Raw genomic sequence first — 1262 nt, 5'->3', positions numbered from 1 at the left:
GGGACTGCCGCACGGGTAGGTGACACCTGATTTGGCTTGCCGGAGGGTGAGCCGGAAGGATGCCATCGTGCCCAAGCCCTATCCCCGTGAGTTCCGTGACGATGTCGTGCGGGTCGCCCGCAATCGTGACGCCGGGGTGACGATCGAGGAGATCGCGTCCGATTTCGGGGTGCACCCGATGACGGTGTCGAAGTGGATGCGCAACGCCGACGTCGACGACGGGGTGAAACCCGGGATGACTACGAATGAGTCGGCCGAGGTGCGGGCGTTGCGGCGCCGGGTCAAGTTGCTCGAGCAGGAGAACGAGGTCCTCAAACGGGCCGCGGCGTATCTGTCGCAGGCCAACCTGCCGGGAAAATGATCTACCCGCTCGTCCGCGAGCTGGCCGCTGACGGAATCCCCGTCGCGGTGACGTGCCGGGTGCTGGGGCTGGCGCGCCAGCCCTATTACCGGTGGCTCGCCGCCCCGGTCACCGATACCGAACTCGCACAGGCGTATCGGGCCAACGCGTTGTTCGACGCGCACCGCGACGACCCCGAATTCGGCTACCGGTTCCTGGTCGACGAGGCCCGCGCCGCCGGAGAGCCGATGGCCGAGCGGACCGCGTGGCGAATCTGTTCACAGGCCGGCTGGTGGAGCGTATTCGGCAAGCAACGCGGCCGGACGAAGAAACCCGGCCCGCCGGTCCACGACGACCTGGTCCGTCGCGTGTTCTCCGCTGATGCTCCAAATACCTTGTGGCTCACCGACATTACCGAACATCGCACGGCCGAAGGCAAACTCTACCTCTGTGCGATCAAGGACGTGTACTCGAATCGCATCGTCGGGTATTCCATCGACTCGCGGATGAAATCACGCCTCGCCGTTCGCGCCGTCAACAACGCCGTGGCCCGGCGCGGAAGCGTGGCCGGATGCATTCTGCACAGCGACCGCGGATCGCAATTTCGTAGCCGAAAGTTCTTGCGCGCCTTGGCAAGACATGCCATGGTCGGCTCGATGGGCCGCGTCGCCTCGGCCGGTGACAACGCCGCTATGGAGAGTTTCTTCGCGCTCCTGCAGAAGAATGTTCTGGACCGCCGCTCCTGGCCTACCCGGGAAGAATTGCGGATCGCGATCGTCACCTGGATCGAGCGGACCTACCACCGGCGCCGCAGACAGATCGGCCTCGGCCGCTTGACCCCCATCGAATACGAGACAATCATGACCCCACCGGCCAGTCAGGCCGCGTGACCAAAACTGTCACCTCATCCTGCAGCAGTCCC

At 65.0% G+C, this 1262-nt stretch carries 1 protein-coding gene; it reads left to right on the top strand.

Translation table 11 applies throughout. The features are described 5' to 3' along the window. The first annotated feature begins 67 nt into the window (after window positions 1-67). A protein-coding gene (locus tag ON40_RS34460) for an IS3 family transposase (RefSeq protein WP_085997851.1) occupies window positions 68-1230 on the top strand; the annotation gives its coding sequence in 2 pieces (ribosomal slippage) (window positions 68-352 and window positions 355-1230; 1161 coding nt in all). Window positions 1231-1262: the final 32 nt, after the last annotated feature.

The sequence above is a fragment of the Nocardia jiangxiensis NBRC 101359 genome (assembly GCF_000308615.1).
Classification (GTDB): domain Bacteria; phylum Actinomycetota; class Actinomycetes; order Mycobacteriales; family Mycobacteriaceae; genus Nocardia; species Nocardia jiangxiensis.
This window is presented reverse-complemented; position numbering and strand designations above follow the sequence as displayed.